The organism is Nonomuraea insulae, from assembly GCF_042656245.1.
In genome coordinates, this window is sequence record NZ_JBHSPA010000024.1 from 33,729 (window position 1) to 50,390 (window position 16,662).

Annotated in this window: 20 protein-coding genes and 1 pseudogene; 11 read left to right on the forward strand and 10 right to left on the reverse strand. The window is 68.9% G+C overall.

The window, feature by feature from the left end:
• Positions 1–164: 164 nt before the first annotated feature.
• Both ACFPZ3_RS20560 and ACFPZ3_RS20565 read left to right on the forward strand, forming a co-directional pair.
• Positions 165–524 (forward strand): VOC family protein, encoded by a 360-nt coding sequence (locus ACFPZ3_RS20560; RefSeq protein WP_379515781.1) that lies wholly within the window; start codon positions 165–167, stop codon positions 522–524.
• 2 nt (positions 525–526) lie between these two features.
• Positions 527–1,105: an ACT domain-containing protein gene (locus ACFPZ3_RS20565; RefSeq protein ID WP_379515782.1), complete on the forward strand. Its 579-nt coding sequence runs from the start codon at positions 527–529 to the stop codon at positions 1,103–1,105.
• Between the two features lie 22 nt (positions 1,106–1,127).
• On the opposite strand, the gene ACFPZ3_RS20570 is transcribed toward ACFPZ3_RS20565, so the two are convergent.
• The 3 genes from ACFPZ3_RS20570 to ACFPZ3_RS20580 all read right to left on the reverse strand — a co-directional run bounded on the left by ACFPZ3_RS20570 (position 1,128) and on the right by ACFPZ3_RS20580 (position 3,006).
• On the reverse strand, positions 1,128–1,991 hold the full coding sequence (locus tag ACFPZ3_RS20570) for an alpha/beta fold hydrolase (RefSeq protein WP_379515783.1): 864 nt from the start codon (positions 1,989–1,991) through the stop codon (positions 1,128–1,130).
• A 9-nt stretch (positions 1,992–2,000) separates the two neighbouring features.
• A complete protein-coding gene (locus ACFPZ3_RS20575) occupies positions 2,001–2,639 on the reverse strand; it encodes a creatininase family protein (RefSeq protein WP_379515784.1) in 639 nt (212 codons plus the stop codon).
• Between the two features lie 106 nt (positions 2,640–2,745).
• Positions 2,746–3,006 (reverse strand): hypothetical protein, encoded by a 261-nt coding sequence (locus ACFPZ3_RS20580; RefSeq protein ID WP_379515785.1) that lies wholly within the window; start codon positions 3,004–3,006, stop codon positions 2,746–2,748.
• Between ACFPZ3_RS20580 and ACFPZ3_RS20585 the strand changes: the two genes are divergently transcribed.
• The gene (locus tag ACFPZ3_RS20585) at positions 2,975–3,415 is read left to right on the forward strand and encodes a helix-turn-helix transcriptional regulator (protein ID WP_379515786.1); all 441 of its coding nucleotides are present in this window, start codon (positions 2,975–2,977) and stop codon (positions 3,413–3,415) included. The two genes, ACFPZ3_RS20580 and ACFPZ3_RS20585, sit on opposite strands and share 32 nt — an antisense overlap.
• Here ACFPZ3_RS20585 and ACFPZ3_RS20590 read toward each other — a convergent pair whose 3' ends face one another.
• The 4 genes from ACFPZ3_RS20590 to ctaD are packed head-to-tail and all read right to left on the reverse strand — an operon-like array spanning position 3,416 to position 6,772.
• A complete protein-coding gene (locus ACFPZ3_RS20590; RefSeq protein WP_379515787.1) occupies positions 3,416–3,748 on the reverse strand; it encodes a YnfA family protein in 333 nt (110 codons plus the stop codon).
• 5 nt (positions 3,749–3,753) lie between these two features.
• Positions 3,754–4,818 carry a protein kinase family protein gene (locus ACFPZ3_RS20595; RefSeq protein ID WP_379515788.1) on the reverse strand — a complete coding sequence of 355 codons (1,065 nt, stop codon included), beginning with the start codon at positions 4,816–4,818 and terminating at the stop codon, positions 3,754–3,756.
• A gap of 47 nt (positions 4,819–4,865) precedes the next feature.
• Positions 4,866–5,108, reverse strand: a complete 243-nt coding sequence (locus ACFPZ3_RS20600) for a DUF3040 domain-containing protein (RefSeq protein WP_379515789.1) — start codon at positions 5,106–5,108, stop codon at positions 4,866–4,868.
• Positions 5,105–6,772, reverse strand: a complete 1,668-nt coding sequence (gene ctaD, locus ACFPZ3_RS20605) for an aa3-type cytochrome oxidase subunit I (RefSeq protein WP_379515883.1) — start codon at positions 6,770–6,772, stop codon at positions 5,105–5,107. Before ctaD ends, ACFPZ3_RS20600 begins: the two co-directional genes overlap by 4 nt.
• 288 nt (positions 6,773–7,060) lie before the next feature.
• On the opposite strand from ctaD, the gene ACFPZ3_RS20610 reads away from it, so the two are divergent.
• Positions 7,061–7,984 carry an AEC family transporter gene (locus ACFPZ3_RS20610; protein ID WP_379515790.1) on the forward strand — a complete coding sequence of 308 codons (924 nt, stop codon included), beginning with the start codon at positions 7,061–7,063 and terminating at the stop codon, positions 7,982–7,984.
• A gap of 483 nt (positions 7,985–8,467) precedes the next feature.
• On the opposite strand, the gene ACFPZ3_RS20615 is transcribed toward ACFPZ3_RS20610, so the two are convergent.
• Positions 8,468–8,920, reverse strand: coding sequence for a hypothetical protein (locus ACFPZ3_RS20615; RefSeq protein ID WP_379515791.1), 453 nt, complete (start codon positions 8,918–8,920; stop codon positions 8,468–8,470).
• Positions 8,921–9,011: 91 nt separating this feature from the next.
• Between ACFPZ3_RS20615 and ACFPZ3_RS20620 the strand changes: the two genes are divergently transcribed.
• Together ACFPZ3_RS20620 and ACFPZ3_RS20625 are read left to right on the forward strand one after the other, a co-directional pair.
• Positions 9,012–9,284, forward strand: coding sequence for a hypothetical protein (locus ACFPZ3_RS20620; RefSeq protein ID WP_379515792.1), 273 nt, complete (start codon positions 9,012–9,014; stop codon positions 9,282–9,284).
• Positions 9,285–9,960: 676 nt separating this feature from the next.
• Positions 9,961–10,467, forward strand: coding sequence for an EF-hand domain-containing protein (locus ACFPZ3_RS20625; RefSeq protein WP_379515793.1), 507 nt, complete (start codon positions 9,961–9,963; stop codon positions 10,465–10,467).
• A gap of 165 nt (positions 10,468–10,632) precedes the next feature.
• On the opposite strand, the pseudogene ACFPZ3_RS20630 reads toward ACFPZ3_RS20625, so the two are convergent.
• Positions 10,633–10,758 (reverse strand): annotated as a pseudogene (locus ACFPZ3_RS20630) (helix-turn-helix domain-containing protein); the annotation flags it as partial.
• 568 nt (positions 10,759–11,326) lie between these two features.
• On the opposite strand from ACFPZ3_RS20630, the gene ACFPZ3_RS20635 reads away from it, so the two are divergent.
• Together ACFPZ3_RS20635 and ACFPZ3_RS20640 are read left to right on the forward strand one after the other, a co-directional pair.
• On the forward strand, positions 11,327–11,803 hold the full coding sequence (locus ACFPZ3_RS20635; protein ID WP_379515794.1) for a VOC family protein: 477 nt from the start codon (positions 11,327–11,329) through the stop codon (positions 11,801–11,803).
• Between the two features lie 136 nt (positions 11,804–11,939).
• Positions 11,940–12,674 (forward strand): Pr6Pr family membrane protein, encoded by a 735-nt coding sequence (locus tag ACFPZ3_RS20640; RefSeq protein WP_379515795.1) that lies wholly within the window; start codon positions 11,940–11,942, stop codon positions 12,672–12,674.
• 46 nt (positions 12,675–12,720) lie between these two features.
• On the opposite strand, the gene ACFPZ3_RS20645 is transcribed toward ACFPZ3_RS20640, so the two are convergent.
• Entirely contained in the window at positions 12,721–13,998 is a 1,278-nt protein-coding gene (locus ACFPZ3_RS20645; protein WP_379515796.1) for an RNA-guided endonuclease InsQ/TnpB family protein, read from the reverse strand.
• A 32-nt stretch (positions 13,999–14,030) separates the two neighbouring features.
• Between ACFPZ3_RS20645 and tnpA the strand changes: the two genes are divergently transcribed.
• From tnpA to ACFPZ3_RS20660, 3 genes are all read left to right on the forward strand, one after another.
• A complete protein-coding gene (gene tnpA, locus ACFPZ3_RS20650; protein WP_379515797.1) occupies positions 14,031–14,447 on the forward strand; it encodes an IS200/IS605 family transposase in 417 nt (138 codons plus the stop codon).
• 232 nt (positions 14,448–14,679) lie between these two features.
• Positions 14,680–15,690 carry a carboxymuconolactone decarboxylase family protein gene (locus ACFPZ3_RS20655; protein ID WP_379515798.1) on the forward strand — a complete coding sequence of 337 codons (1,011 nt, stop codon included), beginning with the start codon at positions 14,680–14,682 and terminating at the stop codon, positions 15,688–15,690.
• An 80-nt stretch (positions 15,691–15,770) separates the two neighbouring features.
• Complete coding sequence (locus tag ACFPZ3_RS20660; RefSeq protein WP_379515799.1) at positions 15,771–16,649, forward strand: LLM class flavin-dependent oxidoreductase; 879 nt, start codon at positions 15,771–15,773, stop codon at positions 16,647–16,649.
• The last annotated feature ends 13 nt before the right edge of the window (positions 16,650–16,662 follow it).

Below are 16,662 nucleotides of genomic sequence, written 5' to 3' on the forward strand. Positions count from 1 at the left end.
GGCGCTGCCCCCGGCCAAGACGACTCGCCGAGGATGGAGTCGCGAGTTCTCATCTGATGGCAAAGAGTGATCGGGTGGCTGTCCGTTCTCACTACGTCCAGGCGTAGCGTGCCGCTATGGATGGTGGACCGGCTCGGTTCGGCGGGCGAGATGATGTTGTCCTGGTGGTAGTCCTGGACTGCGCCGATCTGGACCGATCCGCGGCGTTCTGGTGCGGAGCACTCGGCTACACCGCTGAGTCAAGCTCGACCGGGCGCTATCGGCGGCTCCTACCCCCGGGAGGGAACGGCGTCGAGCTGCTGTTGCAGCAGGTTCCGGAGCCGAAGGTGACCAAGAACCGGGTGCATCTGGATCTGCGGGTACCTGACCTGGAGGCGGAGGTGGCCAGGCTGGTGGCCTTGGGAGGGCGGCGCGTAACCAACGATCCGGTCGAGGAAGACGGCTGGGCTTGGCATGTGCTCATTGACCCCGACGACAACGAGTTCTGTGTGTTGCAGCCGTCAGAGAAGCTCGCCGGCTATTGATCATGACGACTGGCCGGCTGGTGGACGTGGCCGGGCAGTCTGTGCAGGGCGGCGTACAGCCGGACGGCGGGGCCGTCCGCTCTCCCCGAGGCGACCACGTGCTGGAGCCGGGGGTCTGCCGGCAGTTCGACGAGTGGATCTCAGGTGCGGGCTGGAAGAATCGGCGGGTGACAAACGATTTTCCTGAGGGTTTGACCGTGCGCCGCCCGGCCCGGCCCACGCTGCGTCTGACGGTCCTGCCGACGGTGTTCACCATCGAACATCTCGCGGATCGTCGTCATCCCCGTGACGACTCCTGGCACGCACTCGTGCGCACGTCCGAGGGGCTGACCGTGATCAGGGAGGCCTCCGGGCAGACCGCCACGGCGGACCGCTGGATCGGCATCTATGACGCCGACGCGGGACACGGCCTGGATGTCCCCGGTCTTCTGGCATCTGTTGTCCAGCCCCTCGCCGAGTCCGAGGTGCCGGTCTTCGTCGCCTCCACCTACCAAGCCGATCTGGTCCTGGCGCCCGAGCCACAGCGCGACCGCGTGGTCGCCGCCTTGCGGGCCGCCGGCCACGAGATCACCGGCCGGTAGCCCGGCGGAAGGACCGGTGCCGTCAGAGGGTGGGGAGCTCGGCGAGGAACGTCGTCAGGGCGCGGGTGACGTCGTCCGGTCGTTGCAGCGGTGGCAGGTGGCCGGTTTCCTGGAGGTCGACGCGGCGGGCGCCGCGGATGCCCGTCGCGAGCAATGTCGAGACCTCCTGGATGGCGGGCACGTCCGACAGACCATTGATCACCAGGGTGGGAGCTGTGATCTCGGGCAGGCGGGTGGCGGCCGGCGGGGTGAGGAAGCGTTCGGTGGAGCGGGGGCCGATCCAGGAGCGTTCGAACACCAGGCGGCACATTTCGACGGCGGCCGACCACACCTCGTCGGTGAGTGCGGCGCGGTCGCGGTCAGGCCCGGCGACCTGCCAGAGCGTGTGGGCCTCGGCATACGCGCGCACATCATCCGGGTCCACGTGGCCGGAGGTGCCCGCGCGGTAGCGGGCCAGGCGGTCGGCGGGCACCGAGGTGTGGACCCGGTCGCGCGCCTGGTCGAGCATCTCGCGCGGCCACTGGTGACCGGCCAGACCGGAGCCGATCAGGGCGAGCGCGGCCACGCGGGACGGGGCGGCCAGGGCGGCCTCGGTGGCGTACGCGCCGCCCATCGAGCTGCCCGCCAGCGCCGCCCGCTCGACCCCCAGCGCGTCCATGACGGCGAGCAGGTCCTCGTGGTGGCACACGTCGCCCTCGGCGTCGCCGGAGCGGCCACAACCTCTCTGGTCGTAGCGGATCACGCGGTAGCGCTCCGACAGCACCCGGAACTGGTGGTCCCACATGCGCATGGCGGCCACCCCCGCATGCATCAGCACGACAGTGCCCGCCGGGGTATGGGGGCCCGCCTCCTCGTACGCGATCTTGACGTTGTCAATGATCAGCATGCCGCGACGCTACTCCGGGAGGAAGGCGGCAAGGCGGTTGTTTCGCCGGGGGCGCAGCTCCTCCGTACAGGCGCCGATGCGCCTCAGGGGCTGGTCACAGTACGCGCTCCAGCTCCGACAGCCGCGCGGCCAGAGTGGTGATCGCGGTCTCCAGCCACTTCTCCCCCTGGGCCGCTGTGGCGCGGGCCGGGTCCTCGACGTAACCGTCGACGTCGCGCCAGAACGTGGCCGGCTGCACGAGCACGTTGAAAGCCCGTAACGCACCACTGCCGCCGAGGCCGCGTCCGTGCACGCCCCCTGGTTGCCGCCGTGCCCGTTGACCAGCACCAGCCTGCGCCCGCCGCACTCGGCCACGCTCCTGGCCAGATCCAGCAGCACGGCCAGCAGCGTCTCAGGACGCAGCGACAACGTGCCACCGAAGGGCAGATGCTGGTCGGAGGCCCCGGTCATCACCGTCGGCGCGAGCACCGTCCGCGCCGACGTGATGTCGAGTGCCCGCTCCACCACGGTGGTGACCAGCAGCGCGTCGGTCCATGTGGGCAGGTGCGGCCCGTGCTGCTCGACCGCGCCCACCGGCAGCACCACGAGCGAGTCCGGCAGGAGGTCGGTCAAGCGTTCCCTGGTCAGCTCCGTCCAACGGGTGATCACAGCGTCACTGTCCTTTCTTCACGGGCCGACTCGTAGATCGCGTGCGTTGCTGCCAGCGTACGTATCGCGGTGTGGGGTTGCTCCTACCGCGGCCTCGTCTGCCTGATCAGCGTGGCTCCCCAGATCCGTGGGGAGCGACCGGTGCTGTTTCGGCCCGGTCCGGGACTGACCGCAACACCCGGCGGCGCGGCCGTAGCGACCCGCCCAGCAGGACGATGAGCCCGGCGGCGGTGATGGCGGCGCCGATCCAGAGCGGCGAGACGAACCCGAGTCCGGCGCCGAGGCCCAGCCCGCCCAGCCAGGCGCCGAGCGCGTTGCCGATGTTGAAGGCCGCGATGTTGGCGCCGGAGGCGGCCCTCGAGATCACCCAGCCGTTCGAGCGAGCCCGCACCGAACTGCTGTATGGCCAATGGCTGCGCCGCTCTCGCGGGAAAGCCGTCGCGGCCACCTACCTCACCCGTGCCCTGGACGCCCTGGACCTGCTCGGCGCCCGCCCCTGGGCCGCCCACGCCCGCGCCGAACTGGAGGCCACCGGCGCCAAGCCGCCACAGGAAAGCCGCAGCACCCGGACATCCCTGACCACGCAGGAACTCCGGATCGTCTGCCTGGCCGCCGACGGCCTGTCCAACAAGGAGATCGCCGCCCAAATGATCCTCAGCCCACGCACCGTCGGCTATCACCTGTACAAGGCCTACCCCAAGCTCGGCGTGACCTCCCGAGCCCAGCTCCCCACGCTGAACCTCGGCGCTGTCGGCGTGTCCACGGGGAGAGGATGATCAGCCGCGCGGAGCGTACATGATGATCGCGACGCCCACCAGACAGATCAGCGCCCCGAGCACGTCCCAGCGGTCGGGGTGGAAGCCGTCCACCACCATGCCCCAGGCCAGCGAGCCGGCGACGAAGACGCCGCCGTAGGCGGCCAGGATGCGGCCGAAGTTCGGGTCGGGCTGGAAGGTGGCGACGAATCCGTACGCGCCGAGCGCCACGATCCCGGCGCCGATCCACAGCGGCCCGCGCTGTTCGCGCCACCCCTGCCAGACCAGCCACGCGCCGCCGATCTCGGCGACGGCGGCCACGACGAACAGGGCGACGGAGCGCAACACGGTCACGCTGATCATCCTAGGACGCGGCGGATCTCCTCCAGCGGGTACGGCGTCTTCCTGCTCTCGCTCTGCAGGCCGCGGTAGAAGCCGTTCATCACGGTGGCGAGCGGGCTGTGGCGGGAAAGGATCTCGGCGATCCCGCCGGGAGTCCCGATGGGCCGCTTCCCGCCGGCCCAGGACCGCACCAGCGCGGCCCGCTCGTCCCTGTCCCGTTCGTACAGGGCCGCGGCCAGCCAGTTCACCAGGTACGAGATCGTATACGCCTGGTCGTAGGTGCGGTGCACGTCCAGGAAGTCGCGCTCCTCCGGCGACAGGGCGAACCGGGTGGAGGTGGCGAGCCCGAAGTCGGCGAAGTAGAGGCGCTCCCCGTCGGTCATGATGTTCTCGAAGTGCGCGTCGAAGTGCAGGAGCCCGCGGGAGTTCATGAAGGACACGCCTTTGCGCAGGCCGCGCTCCACCACGGAACAGGCCGCCTCGATCCCCCCGTTCACCTGCGTGGTGAGCCATTCGTGCAGGTTGTGCGGGAGGTGTTCCATGAACAGGGTCAGGCTCGCCGAGGAGGTGCGCAGGGCTTCGATGCGGCGGCGCACCCCGGCCCCGCCTCCCCAGTACGCGACCGCCCGATCGACGTCGGCCAGCTCCTCGACCGGGGCGGGCGCGGAGTGCGGGAGCACGCGCCAGTGGTACATCAGCGGAAATCCCGCGAACTGTCCCGTCAGCACCCAGTTCGTGGTCATCGTGTGGGCCGCGAGCTCCCGCCAGGCGCCGAAACCGGGCGAGCCGATGCCGTACTGGCAGAAGGCCGGCAGGTCGTACACGTTGGCCGTGGAGCGGACGTTGGCGGGCTCCCGTTCGAGGTCCGTGAGCGCCACCCGCTTGACGAAGACCGGCCTGCCCTCGACCTCCAGCAGCACCGACGTGCCGCCGATGCCGGTCCCGAGCGGGACGGCGGACTCCAGCAGCGCGGCCAGCTCGTGGTCGCCGCGCAGAGCCAGGGAGGTGGAGACGTCGCCGTAGGCGGCCAGTCGCGAATGTTGTGACACCGGCTTCAGCTCGCCACCCTGCCCGCTCCTCACCTCCGCACCACTGGCCCGGACAGTGTACGGCCATCGGGGCGGCTCGCTCACCTGCCGCAGGTGAGGATCACCAGCGTCAGGATCGCGCTCATGAGCACCACCATGGCCAGCACGGCGGCCACTTCCCATCGGCTGACGTGCGCGGCGAAACGTTGCGGGCCCTCCTGGGCGGCCTTGGCGTTGAACTCGTCGAGCCGGCTGGCCAGCCGCGCCCCGCTGTGCTGCAGCTCCAGCTCGATCTCCGCCAGGATGAGCCGCTCCTGGGGCGACAGGCCGTCCACGGAGCTCACACCGGCTCCATCGTGCCGCCGCCATGGGGATAGTGCAGGTCGAAGGCGGGACGCTCGGACCGGATGCGCGGCAGCGAGGTGAAGTTGTGCCGCGGCGGCGGGCAGGAGGTCGCCCATTCGAGCGAGCCGCCGAACCCCCAGGGGTCGTCCACGGTGACCTTCTCGCCGTGCCGCGCGGTGTACCAGACGTTGTAGAGGAACGGCAGTGTCGAGGCGCCGAGGATGAAAGCACCGATCGAGGAGATCAGGTGCAGGTCGGTGAAGCCGTCGACGGCGCTGTAGTCGGCGTAGCGGCGCGGCATGCCGGCCACGCCGAGCCAGTGCTGAACGAGGAACGTCGTGTGGAAGCCGATGAACAACAGCCAGAAATGCCACCGGCCGAGTCTGTCGTTCAACATCCGGCCGGTCATCTTCGGCCACCAGAAGTAGAACCCGGAGAACATCGCGAACACCACCGTCCCGAAGACCACATAGTGGAAGTGGGCCACCACGAAATAGCTGTCCGTGACGTGGAAGTCCAGCGGCGGCGAGCCGAGGATCACCCCGGTCAGCCCGCCGAGCAGGAACGTGATGAGGAACCCGATCGCGAACAACATCGGTGACTCGAACGTCAGGTGCCCCCGCCAGATCGTGCCGGTCCAGTTGAAGAACTTCACCCCGGTCGGCACCGCGATGAGGAAGGTGAAGAAGGAGAAGAACGGCAGCAGCACCTGCCCGGTCGGGAACATGTGGTGCGCCCAGACGGTCATGGACAGCCCGGCGATCGCGATGGTCGCGCCGACCAGGCCGATGTAGCCGAAGACGGGCTTGCGGCTGAAGACGGGCAGCACCTCGGTGATGATGCCGAAGAACGGCAGCGCGATGATGTAGACCTCGGGGTGGCCGAAGAACCAGAACAGATGTTGCCAGAGCATGGCGCCGCCGTTGTTCGGGTCGTAGACCTGGGTACCGAGCTTGCGGTCGGACTCCAGCACGAGCAGGGCGGCGGCCAGCACGGGGAAGGCCATCAGCACGAGCACGCTGGTCAGCAGCACGTTCCAGGTGAAGATCGACATTCGGAACATGGTCATGCCGGGCGCCCGCATGCACACGATCGTGGTGATGAAGTTGACCGCGCCGAGGATCGTGCCGAGCCCGGCCATGCTCAGCCCCATGACCCACAGGTCTCCCCCGACGTTGGGCGTGAAGATCGCGTCCGACAGCGGCGTGTAGGCGAACCAGCCGAAGCTGGCCGCTCCCGACGGGGTCAGGAAGCCGCTGACCGTGATCAGGCCGCCGAACAGGAACAACCAGAAGCTGACCGCGTTCAGGCGGGGGAAGGCCACGTCGGGCGCGCCGATCTGCAGCGGCATGACGACGTTGGCGAACCCGGCGAACAGCGGGGTGGCGAAGAGCAGCATCATGATCGTGCCGTGCATGGTGAACAGCTGGTTGTACCGCTCGTTGGTCATCAGCTGCAGGTCCGGCTGGATCAGCTCGGCCCGGATGAGCAGCGCCATCACGCCCGCCAGCAGGAAGAACAGGAACGAGGCGATCAGGTACATGTAGCCGATGACCTTGTGGTCGGTGGTCGACAGCCAGGCCACGATCAACCGGCCCTTGCGCGTCGGCTGGACCGGCGCCGGGGCGGAGGTCAACGATCGTTCAGTACGCGGTTCGTCAATGGTCACCGGAGATCCCCCATTTGCCCCGTCGTGCTCCCGGCGCTGCGTTTACGCAGGTCAGCGCAGGTATGACGGGATTTACCCCCTCCGCTGGGACCTATGCTCCACCGCGCTCGCGATCCCCTCCAGCACACAGCTCAGCCCGAACGCGAATCGCCCGCCGGGCCGGAAGGCGACCTCACGCACATCCTGGCCGGGGCCCTCAACCGGCCCACTCGCGAGGGGGCCGTGTCGGGAGGATGAGGCGGCCGGATACGCTCCTGAACGTCCAGTTTGGGAGGGAATGGGTTGTCGGGGGTTGTCGCGGCGTTCGCCGCCTTGGTGTCGGTTGCCGTGCTCGGCTACGTCATCGGAGTCATCGGCCTGCTACGGGCCAGCGACGAACTGGTGTTGTCACGGCTGGCGTTCTTCGTGGCGACCCCGGCGCTGATGTTCGCCACCGTGTCGCGCGCCGACCTGGCGGCGCTGTGGTCGCCGGTGCTGCTGACCGAGGTGATCGCGGTGGCGTTCACGCAGCTCGTGTTCGTGCTCGTGGCGAAACTGGCCTGGAAACGTACCGCGCGGCAGGCCACGATCGGCGCGCTGGCCTCCTCCTACGTCAACGCCGGCAACCTGGGCGTGCCGATCTCCCTGTACGTGCTCGGCGACGCCGCCCTCGTCGCCCCCATCCTGCTGTTCCAGCTGCTCGTCCTGACCCCTATTTCCTTCCTCATCCTCGACAAGGGCGCCCGCTCGCCGAAGGCGGCCCTGCTGCTTCCCCTGCGCAACCCGCTCACGGTCGCCTCATTACTCGGCCTCGCGCTCGCGCTCAGCGGCGTCTCGCTTCCGGTCATGGTCATGCGCCCGATCGACCTGCTCGGCGGCGCGGCCGTGCCCGTGGCGCTGCTGGCGTACGGCCTCAGCCTGTACGGCTCGCGCCGCGCGGCCCCCACCCCCGAGGAGGACGGCGTCGGCAGAGACATCTTCCTGGCGGTGGCGCTCAAGGCCTTCGCCCAGCCCGCGGTGGCGTACGTGATGGCCCGCTACCTCCTCGGCCTGGACGGCACACAACTCCTGGCCGCGACCCTGTTCGCCGCGCTGCCCACCGCACAGAACATCTACGTGTACGCCGTCACCTACGACACCGGCAGGCGGCTGGCCCGCGGCACCATCCTGCTGACCACGGGCCTGTCCATCCCGATCATGACCGCCATCGGGGCTACGCTGGGGTGACACGGAGGCCATCGCGTGTGACGGCGCACATTTCCGGCCTCGGCGATCTTCCTCCGGGTTGCTGCCGAGCTGGAGAACGCTCTCGTCAGTGCTTGTCGTTTCCCGTTGTTTCTCGTCCTCGCGCGGAACGAAGGCGGCGAGGACAGGCGACCGCGCCCAGCAGCGCCACGATGTCCTTGATGGACATGTCGGCCGGGGAAGTCGTCCACCAGGGACCAGTCATCGGACCAGGCGTGCGGGCTGCTGATGTGGTCGGGCCACAGGTGCCGCGCGATGGTCGTCTTGCCGGCTCCCGAGGAACCGATGATCAGGCCGACGCTCCACGGCCGGTCTTCGATCGGCAAGTCCATCGCCCAGGAGTTGCTCAGCCGCTCCTCCACGGGCACATCGGACAGCTGCAGCACTGGTCTTGTGGACCGGTGCCGATACGGTGATCTCGGCTCCGCACAGCACGACCTCTCAAGGGGTAGCGGGCGGCGGGGTTTACATCAGGGCGCGGACGTTCCAGCCCTGACCGGCGAGCTGGTTGAGGAGCTGCACCTGCTGCGCTTCGCTGTCACAGGTGACGACCACACCCCACACCGAAGGCCGCGTGTACGTCTCGGCGTCGTCCGGTTCGGGCAGCTCTTCCTCGTCGCGAGCGCCGGTACCCGCCTGATCGGCGCCGCCACCGCCCTGAGCCGGGGCGCGATCGGAGGTGAGAGCCACCGCGTTGTCGGAGGCGATCGCTTCGGTCAGGTCGTCGAAGTCCTGCTCCGTCCACCCGGCGCCGTCGAGGTGGTCGAGACTGCGCAGCAGTTCGGCAAGGGCCTGTGCCGCGCGGTTGTCCGCCAGGAGGATACGAAAGCGCGGCGTCTGGTGCGGGCTGTCGGGGTGCGGTTCGAGGTCGCCGACGGCAACCATGCGGTAGGTCTGGTCAACAACGTGACTGAACACAGCACCTCCGGGCGGAAAGATGATGGAATGGAGGTGAATGGCGCTAATGAGGCGCTTTCGGATCTTGATATGGCGTGGGATGCTTCACGCCATGACCGCAGCCAACAGAGAGCCACAGCCGAACAAGCCGGGGCCGGTCGACAAGTTGAGCTGGTTCGATCTGCTTGACCTGTCCAAAGGCCGCACAGGACTTCGGCATGTGGGAACCGTCGCTGTTGTCGGCGGCGTCCTGTTGGCTCTGATTCAGGTGAATGACGGCTTGGACGCTCGCACCCAGGTATGGGTGCTGATCTTCATGGGAATCGCCGTGGTCGGTGCGCTGCTCCGGATTGAAGCTGCCATCCGCGACCGATCCCGGCACTGACACGGGCCCCTAGACCTACGGCCGGTAGCCGTTCCGGGCCTCGCATCTGCGACATCTTCGCGCCGAGTGCGATCAGCGCGGCGGTCTGCCAGGTGCCTTTCTGGACCACCTCGTCGTCAACGCGGACGGACCAGGAGTCGATGGAACGGCCCGCCCAGTACGGGATGCCGGGGGTGGCCGTCCACTGCACCAACCAGGACAAGCGGTCACGCCACAGCCGGCCAAGACGTTCCCGCCGGAGCTGCAGCCGCACCCCGTGCTGGTCGCCCTCGGGCATCCGAACGAGGCCCACCTGCTCGTACGAGTACCTCGTAGGCCCGAACAGCTTCTCCATCAGGTCGAAACTGAAATGGTGCTGCTGCCCACGCGGATCGGTGGCCGGCCAGGAGTTGACGCGGCCCCACAGCGCCCACCTGACCCGCCGGTCCAGGAAGGCCAGGCGGACCTCGCGCGAGTCGTAACCGGTCGGATTGAGTCGGCGCTGCACCCACGTGCCGAATCCCTCGGTGTGCACGTAGATGGCCAGCAGGCGGCCACAACGGGGATTATGTTCCTGTCTTATCGATCTTGAAGTCGTTGTGGCAACGCTGCCACGGGCCGGAGCTTTCCTTTGCCGCCGCCCGGGAACTCACGCATTGGCGTATCCGCTGGACACGGCCCTAGGAGGCCCGCACACATGGACAGAGAGTTCCTTCAGCGCAAGGTGAGCGCGTGGCTTGAAAGCCTCGACCACGACGGAGACGGCGTTATCACGCAGACCGACATCGACACGGTGGACGACCGGGCACTCAAGGCTTTCGGCCTGGTGGCAACATCAACCCAAGGCAAGGCCCTGAAGGCCGCCTCCGAGAAATTCTGGAAGGACGTAGCCGGGGCCGCCGACACTGACCGCGATGGCCGGATCAACCGGGAGGAGTTCTCCCAAGCTGCCGATAGCTTCACGCCAGCAGTACAGCCCTGGATCGAGGCCCTTGTTGTCGCGGCCGACAGCGACGGCGACGGGCAGCTCACCGGCGAGGAGTACAAGGCCCTCATGGTGGCGCTCGGCACCAACGTCGATGGCGGTTCCATCAGCACTGGCCTCAGCCCTCTCTCCGTCGAGGAGGCGCAGCGTTCCGCGCTGGAAGCCTTCGCCGACAACCAGCCCTACAGTCCAGCGACCTGGACATTCGGCAAGTTCTGACCGCCGCCCGTGTCCGAGCCCGAGCGCCGCTGGTCGGCGTTCTGGGCTCGGCCCACCGGAAGCTGGCGGATCACTCACTGACCGTAGCCGGGCGAGCCGGCCGCTGGTTGCCGCCCCGCGGCCGCAGCGGCGCCCCGCCTCCTCCAGCAGCCGGTGAACGAACCCGTACGAACGGCCGATCTCCTCCGCGATGCCGCGGACCGAAGCGCCCGCGCCGTACCGCTCCTTCACCGTCCCAGCCAGCTGGGCCCGCTCCAGGCCGACGACGCGCTTGTTCTTCGCGATCTTCATGAGGGGAACTTCTTACTCATGGTGGGGGCAGAGCGGAGATCGCCAGCCATGAGCCGAAGAGGGCGGCATGGTAAGACACCACACCCTGAAGGGGGCCCCTCGTCGTATGAGCGGCCCTGATCATCACTGATTGATGGATAAACCACAGAGGGCCCAGGCAGGCGGACACCTACGTGAGCACCTTCAGGTGATCACCGGCCACGAGTAATCGTCAAGACCTGAGATCAATACAGCATCTCCCGCCGCTGGTCATAGCGCACGCAGATCAGGTGCACATAGGCAGAGTCACGATGGGTCCAGGAGAAGCAGTCCAGGACGAGCGCGGGCCGTCAAGGCGCTGGCTGGATACCTGGGGCACTCGGATCCCGGATACACGCTGCGGACCTACACGCATACACCGGCAGGCGGCTGGCCCGCGGCACCATCCTGCTGGCCACGGGCCGTCCATCTCGATCATGACCGGGATCGGCGCCGTACTCGGCTGAAAAACAATCTTGAGGGCGGATGTCGATCCGCGCCCGGGGGGTTCGACGCGTTGGTGCCGGACAACGACGGAAGGACCGCCACCATGCAGAAGATCACCACCTACCTGTGGTTCGACAACCAGGCCGAGGAGGCCGCCACCTTCTACACCTCGCTCTTCGCCGACTCCAAGATCCATCATGTCCAGCGCTCCGGCGAGGGCGGCCCCGGTCCGGCAGGGACGGCGATGATGGTCACGTTCGAGCTGGCCGGGCAACATTTCCTGGCGTTGAACGGCGGCCCCGCGTTCACCTTCAACGAGGCCATCTCCATCTTCGTCGACTGCGAAGGCCAGGAGGAAGTGGACGAGTTGTGGGCCAAGCTCATCGCGGACGGCGGCGAGGAGTCGCAGTGTGGCTGGCTGAAGGACCGATGGGGCCTGTCGTGGCAGATCATCCCCAAGCAGCTGCCCGAACTCCTGCAGCACCCCGACCCGGCCGCGGCCCAGCGGGCGATGAAGGCCATGCTGGAGATGCGGAAGATCGACGTGGCGGCGCTGCGCGAGGCGGCCGACGGGCGCTGACTCCCCCGGCGCCGCGCGACGCGGGCGACGGGCGCTGACTACCCCGGCGCCGCGCGAGGCGGCCGAGGGGCGCTGACTCCGCTGGCGGGGGCACCGGGTGCCCCCGCCGGGCGGCCATTCGCATAATGTTCCCTGCATGATCGAAGCCCCCATGAACGTCTACGCGCGGCCCCAGTTCTGGTGGCGGGCCGCGATGGTGGCCGTGGGCGTCGTGGGTCTGCTCACCGGCAACCATCGCATCCACTTCTTCACCACCCAGAGCAACCTCATCGTGCTCGGCTACTACGCCGGCGTCCTGTACTGGATGGCGCGGCGCCGTACCGCGGACCCCGCCGCGCCCCGCCTGCGCGGCGCGGTCACGCTGTGGATCATGATCACCTGCCTGGTGTCGCATTTCGTGACCAACCACGGCGAGAACCCGCTGCCCGGCCTGTTGGCCGGCGGCGTGGCCGGCGACCCGGCGACGCTGCTGGCCAACCGGTCGATCTTCCTGCTGCACTACGTGGTGCCGCTGATGGCGCTGGCCGACTGGGCCGCCTTCGGGCCGCACCGGGTCGTGCCGTGGCGGAACCTGCCGCTCTGGCTGCTCTATCCCCTGGGCTACGGGGTGACGTCCGTACTGCGCGCGGTGCTGTTCCCGACGGCGCCGAACCGGTACCCGTACTTCTTCCTGGACCCGACCGCGCACGGCTACGGCTGGGTCTTCCTGCAACTGGCCCTGCTCGGCGCGGGTTTCCTCGCCCTCGGGGCACTGCTCCTGGGGCTGGACCGCCTGGTGTCCCCGCGCGGCGCCGCCGTGACGGCGCCCGCGACGGCGCGGGAGGAACCCGCGGGCTCTGACCACGAAACACGCGTACTTCCGGGGGCTTGACCTCCTCCCCGGTCTGAAGGCCGAGGGTTCTCCCGTCGCGTCGCGGTTAAGCGGCGCGCGGGGGTTGACGCTTCGCAGACCGGGCGAGCCTGAGGTCTCCACGTCCTGACACCGCAAGCCCTGCGGCGTTGTTGATGTTGATCGCGGCGTTGGTGTCGGCATGGCCGACCCACCCGCACACGGGATTAACGCAGGCCAACACGGTGCCGTTGCGGCTGGCCGGGTCGCGGTGCCCGCACCGGTGGCAGGTCTGTGAGGTACCCGGCGCGGCAACCTTCACGACCTGCCCGCCCCGGTCGGCGCTCTTGTATTCGAGCAGGGTGACGGTCCGGCCCCACGCCTGGCCGCTGATCGACCGGTTCAGGCCCGCCTTCTGGGCGACGTTCCTGCCAGGGGCCTCGACCGTGCCCTTGGCGGATTTGACCATGTTGAGGATGGCGAGTTTCTCCACCTTGATCACAGCGAACGTGCCGGCGAGTTCGGTGGTGGTCTGGTGCTGCCAGTCGACGGCTCTGCGCTTGGCTTTCGCGCGGAGCCGGGCGATCTGGTCGTAGGTGCGCTGTTCGCGTCCCGAGGGGCTGGTCTTCCTGGGCCGGGCCGCGCGCTGACGGGCCGACTTCTTCTCCAGGCGGCGTAGGTGTTCGGCCTCGCGGTCGGTGAGCCAGGGGCCGTGCTCGCGCATGCTCCCATCGGACAGGGCCAACGCGACCGTGATGCCCCGGTCGATCCCGACCTGCTCGCCCTGGTGCGGGGCAGCGGGTTCGACCAGAGTTTCGGTGCGGAACACGATGCTCCACCCGAACGCGTCCTTGACCAGGCGGGCTCCGGTCACCTTCCCTGCCGGGGAGTTCTTTCCGAGGCCGGGCAGGTCTTTGGTCCACTGGAACCGGACCCGGCCCACCATCGGGAGGGTGAGCTGTCCCCACGTGGCCGACAGGCGGACGATCCGCATGTTGCGGACCTGCGGCACGTCGACCGCCGGCCGAGGCCGGTTCTTCTTGGACTTGAAGGTGGGCCGCTTGGCAGGGTGGCCGGGGTTGAAGAAGTTCTCCCACGCCTGCCGATACGTTTTCAGGACGGCCTGGGCGGCCTGGGCGGGCAAGGCCGCCAGGAACGGAAGATCCGTGCGGGCTTGGCGGATCGCCTGATCGGCCTGGGCCAGGGTCGGTCTTCTGCCGGGGAAATGCGTCCAGTAGGCGTGCAGGCAGTTCCATAGGGTGATCGCGGCGGACGCCTGCTCCGCCAGCAGCGCGGACTGCTCGCAGGTCAGCTCCAGACGGGCTTTATGCCCGCGCTGCCGTTTGACCGACTCCCGCCCGCTCATGACCATAATCCTACCTGATCTAGTATTGGGTTATGGCCGAATACAGCGAGATAAGGACCGGCAGACACTGTGTTTTCCTGCTGCACGCTCACTTGGTTTTCGTGACCAAACTCCGGCACCGGATCTTCACCGACACCCACCTGACCCGCATGGAAGAGATCATGCGGGACGTGTGCGCGGACTTCGAAACCGAACTGACCGAGTTCAACGGCGAAGACAACCACGTCCACCTGCTGGTCAACTTCCCGCCCAAGGTCGCCCTGTCCAAGCTGGTCAACTCACTCAAGGGGGTGGCATCCCGGCGGATGCGCCAAGAGTTCCCCGACCTGGCCGCCCACTACTACCGAGCCAACAAGCTGTGGTCCGGCTCCTACTTCGCCGGGAGCGTGGCGGGCGCCCCGCTGTCGATCGTGCGCCAGTACATCGAGCAGCAAAACCGCCCGGTCTGACCACGGCGACGCCGGTCCGCCTGGCGGCGAAACGGCCGTTCCTGCCCCGCTACGCGAGAGAGTCCGTTTCACCCCCGGCCTGAAGGCCGGAGCACTACGGACAAATCCGGTAGCCGCGCCGCTCCGTACCACCGGCGTGGTAACGCGCGTTGTCTCCGCCCGTACGACGACACGGCCCGCCCCCTGCGGGGATGCTCGATATCCGCACGCACACATCTGAAGGGCACGGTACATGTCGTCTGTGATCCGGCACATCACCCCCGTCTCGCCGCAACGCGCCAAGGGCGTCGTGGCCGAGGTGTACGCGCAGGTCAACGCCGAGTTCAGCAGCATCGGCCCGGCGGTGATGATGATGTCGCCCGCCGGGGAGCTGATGGCGGCCGGCTGGTCGCTGATGCGCGAGTCGCAGCTCGCCGGGGATGTTCCGCCGGTGGAGAAGGCGGTGGTGGCGCTGGGGGCGGCGCGGGCCAACGGGCTGGAGTACGACGTGCAGGCGTTCCTGTCGGTGCTGCGGCTGCTGGGCGAGCCGGAGCTGGCAGCCGCCGTCGAAGGCTGGGACCGCCCGGCCGACGACCGGCTCGCCGCCCTGCTGAGCTGGGCCGCCTCCACCGGCGTGGCCGACCAGGACCCCTCGCCGTGGCCGTTCTCTTCCGAACCGGCCGCCGAGCATCTCGGCACGGTGTTGTTCACGCACTTCATCGACCGCGTGGCCGCCGCCATGCTGCCGGCTGGGCTGACCCCGGGCACCCTGAACCCTAACGACGAGCCACCCTTCGAGGGCGCCCCCGTCCTGCGGGACCTGCACCAGGAGCTGCGTCCGGGTGCCACGCTGCCCCTGCTGGCGGGGCTGCCCGCCGATGAGGAGCCGAAGTGGGCGGCGGGCCTGCCGATCGGCACCGCCTACGCTGCCCTGGCCGCCACCGCCGCCCAGGGCAGCGGCCTGCTGTCGCCCGAGGCAGCGGGCGTCGTCGCATCGGTGATCGCCGGACATCGGGGGCGGCGATCACCGATCGGCTCATGGCTGGACGAGGCTCTGTCGAAGGGGGAATGCCTGTCGGAGCAGGAGCGGGCAGGCGCTCGGGTGGCGATCCTGGCCGGACTGGCGCCGGAGGCCATCACCGACGAGGACGTGGCCGCCTGGCGCGCCACCGACCGCCGCCTCAGCGACCACTGCACGGTCTACCTCCTGGCCTATGGCGCCATGACGGCCGTCACCCACGTGGAAGCCGACATCAGCGCCTGACGGGCCCACGCTTGATGTCAACCTTGCTTGAGGTTCTAGCGTGGCCTGCGAGCCTGTTCGCGCAAGCAAGGAGAACCACGATGCGGCTGACCACCGGCCTGCCCACCGATCCGAGGGGCGTCCCCGACCTTGAGAAGGCGCGCCACCTCGAACAACTCGGCTACGACGCGGTGGGCATGGCGGACGTGATCATCGGCGACGGCACGCCGGGATTGGACTCCGCGATCGTCCTGGCCGCCGTCGCGACCGCCACCGAACGCATCGGCCTGGAGTTCGGCGTGCTCACCCTGCCGCTACGGCCGGTGGCGCTGGTGGCCGCGCAGGTGCAGAGCCTGCAACACCTGTCGGGCGGCCGGGTGGTGCTCGGGGTCGGAATCGGCGGTTTCCCCGGCTCGCCGTTCTGGCGCGCGGTCGGCGCGCCGCTGACCGGCCGGGGGCGATGGACCGACGCCGCGCTGGAGGCGCTGCCGGGTCTCATCCAGGGCAAGCCCACCCTGGTCGGCGACGACGAGGTCACCCTGGGCCCGCCCGCCACCGTTCCGCCGATCCTGGTCGGGGGCAACTCGGAGGCGGCCATGCGCCGCGCCGTCCTGTACGGGGACGGCTGGACGCCCTCCCTGATCAGCCCCGCCGGCCTGGCCTCCAAGGTGGCGCGGCTACGGGAGCTGGCCGGGGAGCTCGGCCGCCCCGTACCGTCGGTGAACGTGGGCGGTCACGCCATCCTGGTGGACGACCGGGCCGCCCTGGAGTCCTTCCTCGGTGTCCTGACCGGCCCGCATGGCATGCCGGAGGAGGAGGCGCGCGACATCCCGGTCACCGGCGACGCGGCACGGGTGGCGGAGCGGCTGGCCGCGTACCGGGAGGCGGGGGCCGACGCGGTGAGCCTCGGCCTGGACGGCCGGGACTGGATGCGGCAGGCGGAGATCCTCGCGCAGGCGCGAGAGCGGCTCACCCCCTGACGCCCGCTCCGCC

What these genes read in the sequence shown, in the direction of transcription:
- ACFPZ3_RS20625 (WP_379515793.1), top strand. Translation starts at nt 9,961, where the DNA reads ATGGACAGAGAGTTCCTTCAGCGCAAGGTGAGCGCGTGGCTTGAAAGC.
- ACFPZ3_RS20640 (WP_379515795.1), top strand. Translation starts at nt 11,940, where the DNA reads ATGATCGAAGCCCCCATGAACGTCTACGCGCGGCCCCAGTTCTGGTGG.
- ACFPZ3_RS20565 (WP_379515782.1), top strand. Translation starts at nt 527, where the DNA reads ATGACGACTGGCCGGCTGGTGGACGTGGCCGGGCAGTCTGTGCAGGGC.
- ACFPZ3_RS20655 (WP_379515798.1), top strand. Translation starts at nt 14,680, where the DNA reads ATGTCGTCTGTGATCCGGCACATCACCCCCGTCTCGCCGCAACGCGCC.
- ACFPZ3_RS20645 (WP_379515796.1), bottom strand. Translation starts at nt 13,998, where the DNA reads ATGAGCGGGCGGGAGTCGGTCAAACGGCAGCGCGGGCATAAAGCCCGT.
- ACFPZ3_RS20570 (WP_379515783.1), bottom strand. Translation starts at nt 1,991, where the DNA reads ATGCTGATCATTGACAACGTCAAGATCGCGTACGAGGAGGCGGGCCCC.
- ACFPZ3_RS20660 (WP_379515799.1), top strand. Translation starts at nt 15,771, where the DNA reads ATGCGGCTGACCACCGGCCTGCCCACCGATCCGAGGGGCGTCCCCGAC.
- ACFPZ3_RS20620 (WP_379515792.1), top strand. Translation starts at nt 9,012, where the DNA reads ATGACCGCAGCCAACAGAGAGCCACAGCCGAACAAGCCGGGGCCGGTC.
- ACFPZ3_RS20635 (WP_379515794.1), top strand. Translation starts at nt 11,327, where the DNA reads ATGCAGAAGATCACCACCTACCTGTGGTTCGACAACCAGGCCGAGGAG.
- tnpA (WP_379515797.1), top strand. Translation starts at nt 14,031, where the DNA reads ATGGCCGAATACAGCGAGATAAGGACCGGCAGACACTGTGTTTTCCTG.
- ACFPZ3_RS20585 (WP_379515786.1), top strand. Translation starts at nt 2,975, where the DNA reads ATGTTGGCGCCGGAGGCGGCCCTCGAGATCACCCAGCCGTTCGAGCGA.